The 5,069-nt window shown below is 39.4% G+C and carries 6 protein-coding genes; 4 read left to right on the top strand and 2 right to left on the bottom strand.

Annotation, left to right across the window (positions count from 1 at the left end):
* On the top strand, positions 1–300 hold a 300-nt coding region (locus tag AC4GME_RS10365), incomplete at its 5' end, for an anion permease (protein WP_490379353.1).
* 53 nt (positions 301–353) lie between these two features.
* On the opposite strand, the gene cysZ is transcribed toward AC4GME_RS10365, so the two are convergent.
* Positions 354–1,136, bottom strand: coding sequence for a sulfate transporter CysZ (gene cysZ / locus AC4GME_RS10360; protein ID WP_490379352.1), 783 nt, complete (start codon positions 1,134–1,136; stop codon positions 354–356).
* A 211-nt stretch (positions 1,137–1,347) separates the two neighbouring features.
* On the opposite strand from cysZ, the gene zipA reads away from it, so the two are divergent.
* The 3 genes from zipA (at position 1,348) to AC4GME_RS10345 (ending at position 4,678) form a co-directional block, all read left to right on the top strand.
* Positions 1,348–2,244 carry a cell division protein ZipA gene (zipA, locus tag AC4GME_RS10355; protein WP_490377246.1) on the top strand — a complete coding sequence of 299 codons (897 nt, stop codon included), beginning with the start codon at positions 1,348–1,350 and terminating at the stop codon, positions 2,242–2,244.
* Positions 2,245–2,333: 89 nt separating this feature from the next.
* Complete coding sequence (gene ligA, locus AC4GME_RS10350) at positions 2,334–4,337, top strand: NAD-dependent DNA ligase LigA (RefSeq protein WP_490377245.1); 2,004 nt, start codon at positions 2,334–2,336, stop codon at positions 4,335–4,337.
* Positions 4,338–4,417: 80 nt separating this feature from the next.
* Complete coding sequence (locus tag AC4GME_RS10345) at positions 4,418–4,678, top strand: DUF5062 family protein (protein WP_490379351.1); 261 nt, start codon at positions 4,418–4,420, stop codon at positions 4,676–4,678.
* A 58-nt stretch (positions 4,679–4,736) separates the two neighbouring features.
* On the opposite strand, the gene AC4GME_RS10340 is transcribed toward AC4GME_RS10345, so the two are convergent.
* Positions 4,737–5,069: beta/alpha barrel domain-containing protein (locus tag AC4GME_RS10340; protein WP_490379350.1), on the bottom strand; the 333-nt coding region annotated here is incomplete at its 5' end.

The raw sequence follows: 5,069 nt of genomic DNA, 5'->3' as shown, positions 1-5,069 counted from the left end.
TTTATGTCCAATACGGCCACCGCAAATCTGTTGTTACCCTTGGTTGCCGCATTGGGTGCATCAATGCATTCATTATTGCCTTACGGCGGACAAGTAGTTCTGATTCTCGCGGTAACATTTTCTGCATCGTTAGGTATGTCACTACCGGTAAGTACGCCGCCTAATGCATTAGCTTATGCGTCCGGGCATATTAAAAATACGCAGATGCTTAAAGTGGGGGTGATAATAGGTGCTATCGGTTTATTGGTAACATTTGCTATGTTGTTTTTACTTAATAAGCTGGGACTGGTAGGTATTTAAAATTCTGCTATGAAAAATGACTCCACTAAGAGCTGGTGGAGTCATTGAGTCTTTTACTCTTGCTCTATCTGTTTATTACCATTTATTAATTCTTCTTTATAAACATCCACCCAAAACGCCGTAGCGCCGCATACAGCAACCGGCATAATGATAAAATTCACAATAGGTACTGTGGTAAAAAAGCTGATAACCATGCCAAAGCTAAGGTTTTTGCCTAAGCGTTTGCTTAATGCACTTTTCATTGTTTTGAAGGGTATTTTATGATTATCAAACGGGAAATCCGCGTATTGTACGGCCATCATCCATCCTGCAAAGACAAACCAGATAAAGGGGGCAACAATCTGTCCAAATGCGGGAATAAAAAACAAAATACCACAAAGAAACATTCGCGGTAAAAAATAGGCCAGCTTCTGCAGCTCACGTTTAAAGATTCGTGGTAAATCTTTTATTAAACCGGTAAAGCCATCATCATTTATCTGTTCATTAATCAGTATATTTTCTGTTTTTTCAGCCAGTAAACCATTAAAAGGCGCGGCAATTAAATTGGCAATAGTAGAAAACAAAAATGAAAAGCCAAATAAGATTGAAACGATTAAAAATGGCCAGAAAAGATAGGACAACCAACTTAAAAAGTCAGGTAAGCCTGCAATATAACTATCTATCCAATTGGTGATCGATGTAAATAGAAACCAGAATGCACTCGCAAATATTAAGATATTGATTAATAAAGGAATCAATACAAAAGTCCGTAATTTAGGATGACTAAGTAGTTTCATCCCTTTGAGCAGGTAACCGATTCCTGAAAGTGGCTGTTTAATAAGTCGATTATTTAACATAGTTAACTCTTGTGAAAATTTGATGGGTTATGATTGTACGTGTATTTAACAAATATACGTATAAAATATCGTCTTTGTATAAATGCATAACAGTTTTATAAAAAAAAATAGCCTAGTTATAGACGCTTTCATTTATTCAAGGTAGTTTATCTACCATATCCCAAAGCAGTTGGGATCCATTTTCATTTTTTGTTAATCAAGAGATACAACAATGCAGCATTTTCAACCTATCTTAATTGTCATTGGCATACTCGCTATTGCCGCGGTTTTAATTCATGGGTATTTATTAAGCCGTAAACAAAGAATACCTGTTACTGACAGTTATTCTGATGCGGGTGATATCTTATCTGAAAAAACCACTGTAAATAGTCAGGACGGTATAGTCGGTGATGTTCGCATTATCCGTGCAAGCTCTGAGAGCGAAGATCAAAGCAGTGATTTTTTAGTTGCTTTAGAAGCAGATAAAATTGAAGAGATAAATTTCGATGCTAATGTCTCGCATCAGGAGTTGCCAGAGAATGTTGAGCTGCAGCGGATCGAAGACAATTTTTTAGAAACTCCAATACTGACAGAGCATGAACAAATTACAGAGCTTGTTGATTTAGAAAAAGAAGCGCCGCTCGTTGAAGAAATTGAAGCGTTTATTGGCCTTGATGACGTTGAAAAGGCAGCTGAAGTTAAAAAGCCTGTACAAGAAGCACAGGATATTTTCATCTTTAACGTTGTTGCCAAGGAAGAGTCACATGTACGTGGCCATGAATTATTGCAGTTTTTCTTAACAGCAGGCTTTCGCTTTGGGGAAATGTCAATTTTTCACCGCCACCTGAACTCCGATGGAACAGGCCCTATTTTATTCAGTATTGCTAATATGATGGCACCTGGCATATTTGATCCTGAAAACATGGAACAATTTCGTTCTCAAGGGGTCTCATTTTTCTTAACTGCGCCAAATCATGATATAAACATTAAAAAAGCATTTGATATGATGTTAGTTGCAGTTGAGCAGATGGCTGAAGAGTTTGACTGCCTAGTTTTAAATGCAGAAAGAGAGCCATTAACCGAACAAGAGTTCCGTAATTATCATGAGCGTTTATTGCATTATATTTAATAACGTATGGTAAACTGAGCTGAACATTAAAAGCCTCGTTTAACGAGGCTTTTTTATAATTAAAATCTAATACCCAAACTGGTACAAGCATGACAGTAAAAACTCAGATTAAAGAATTAAGTGAATTATTAGAAGAATATAACTACCAGTATTATGTACTTGATGATCCAAGTGTATCAGATAGCGAATATGACCACATTTTCCAGAAATTACAAAAACTGGAGCGAGAAAATCCAGATTTGATTTCACCTAATTCCCCGACCCAAAAAGTAGGGGGAATTGCGCTCACCAAATTCGAACAAGTTACCCACCGGATACCAATGCTCAGTCTGGATAACGTATTTGAAGCGCAAGCTTTAACTGATTTTATGCAGCGTGCTATCGATAAATCAGCAAACGCTGAAACCGCTTTTTGTATCGAACCCAAACTTGATGGTTTAGCGGCGAGTATTATTTATGAAAACGGCCTGCTCGTGCAGGCTGCGACTCGTGGTGACGGTCAGACAGGCGAGAACGTAACTGAAAATGTTAAAACAATTGCTAATCTGCCGCTTAAACTGCGCGGCGAAAATATCCCGCCGTTATTAGAAGTGCGCGGTGAAGTTTTTATGCTAAAAGCGGGTTTTAATAAATTAAATGAAGGTTTAATTAAAGCCGGTGAAAAGCCGTTTGTGAATCCTCGAAATGCAGCCGCTGGGAGTTTACGTCAGCTTGATTCAAAAGTGGCTGCCAGCCGTCCTTTGGCATTTTACTGTTATGGGGTAGGTGTATTTGCAGGTGATTTTCCTGACAGTCAGTTTGAACGTATTCAACAGTTAAAAGGCTGGGGGTTACCAGTTTCAGAAGAAGTAAAACGTGTTGTAGGTAATGACAATTGCCAGGCTTATTATCAGGCAATTCAGAAAAAACGTCCCAATTTAGCCTATGAGATTGATGGCGTAGTGTATAAAGTTGATAATATTAGTGTGCAGGATAAATTGGGTTTTGTTGCACGTGCACCGCGTTGGGCTAGCGCTTATAAATTCCCGGCAGAAGAAGCTGTAACTGTTGTTGAAAATGTCGAATTCCAGGTAGGTCGGACCGGGGCAATTACACCCGTTGCTAAACTGCAACCTGTTTTTGTAGGTGGCGTAACTGTTTCCAATGCAACCTTGCATAATAAAGATGAAATTGAGCGCTTAGGAATTTTGATTGGCGACCAGGTTGTTGTTCGCCGGGCAGGGGATGTTATCCCGCAAGTGGCGCGAGTTTTAGCTGATAAACGTGATCCTGAAACAACGCGGGAAATTGAATTTCCAACTGTTTGTCCTGTTTGCCAAAGCAGTGTTGAACGAATCGAAGGTGAGGCTACCGTGCGGTGTGCAGGCGGTTTATACTGCGAAGCGCAACGTAAAGAGGCGATTAAACATTTTGCATCCCGTAAAGCGCTAGATATTGACGGCCTGGGTAATAAACTGGTTGAGTTATTGGTTGATCAGAAAATGATCCAGGATCCGGCGCAACTGTTCAGCTTAACAACTGCGCAAGTTTCGTCGCTGCCGAGAATGGGGGAAACCTCTGCCAAGAAACTGATTAACAGTTTGCAAGTGAGCAAAAAAACTACATTAGCACGTTTTTTATATTCACTAGGTATTCGAGAAGTGGGTGAAGCAACTGCAAATAATTTGGCGAGTCACTACAAAACAATCGAAGCAATTGAAAGCGCCGGTATTGAAGATCTTAAAAGTGTTTCTGATGTAGGCGAAATTGTTGCCAAACATATCTATTACTTCTTCCGCCAACCACATAATATCGAAGTTGTTAGCAAGTTAATTGCGGCAGGAATTCATTGGCAGGAAATTGCAGAGGTTAAGGAGAGTGAGTTACCTCTATTAGGGCAAACGTTTGTGATTACGGGATCATTCGATAAAATGTCTCGTAGTGATATTAAACTTGCTTTACAAGCTTTAGGTGCAAAAGTGGCTGGCAGTGTTTCTAAAAAAACCAGTACTGTTGTTGCCGGAGAGGCCGCCGGTTCAAAACTTACAAAGGCGCAGGAACTTGGTATCAATATAATGGATGAAGACGCCATATTAACTTTACTTAATAGCTGATTGTTAATCGTTGATCACGATAAATATTATAAAAATCAGTAAGATGATCTATTTATAGTAAACTATAAATTGAGGAAAATATGAAAAAAATTAAAAACGAATCTCAATTATTACAGCATGCGGTAAAGCTTGGATCTGCGTATGCGCTTAAACGTCAATATGTAGGTTTTGATGCAACGACATCGGCAAAAGATAAACACGAATGTATTTATCGTCTATTAGTGCAGGATAAACTAGTCACGCCATTAGCAAAAGATCAGGAGACTGCTGCCAATATCCGTCATAAGTTAGTGTTATGGATAAGCAAACATCTGCCAGCAGATCACTCTTTGTTAAAGTAAATAAGTAATTGCAAGCAGAGTTAAGGCGCTGCAGACAAAGCGCCTTGATTTTCTGTTTTTACTTTACAAGCTCAGCTGCTTGGCGCGTTAAACGGCCAATCTCATCCCAGTTTTGTTCATTAATAAGTTTTGCTGGTACCATCCAACTGCCCCCACAACAAACCACCCGCTCAATGTTCAGATAGTTGTTTACATTACTCAGGTTGATACCTCCTGTTGGCATCAGCTTAAGACCTACATACGGGGCGAGTAACGATTTTAACATTGCAATGCCACCGGATGCTTCAGCAGGAAAAAATTTAAGAAAATTTAGCCCCAGCTCCAAACCCTGTTCAATCTGACTTGGGTTGTTAATGCCGGGCACGATTGATAAACCTTTATCCTGGCAGTA

This window comes from Psychromonas sp., assembly GCF_983033635.1.
Note: the sequence above shows the minus strand (reverse complement) of the source record. Positions and strands in the feature narration are given on the sequence as shown.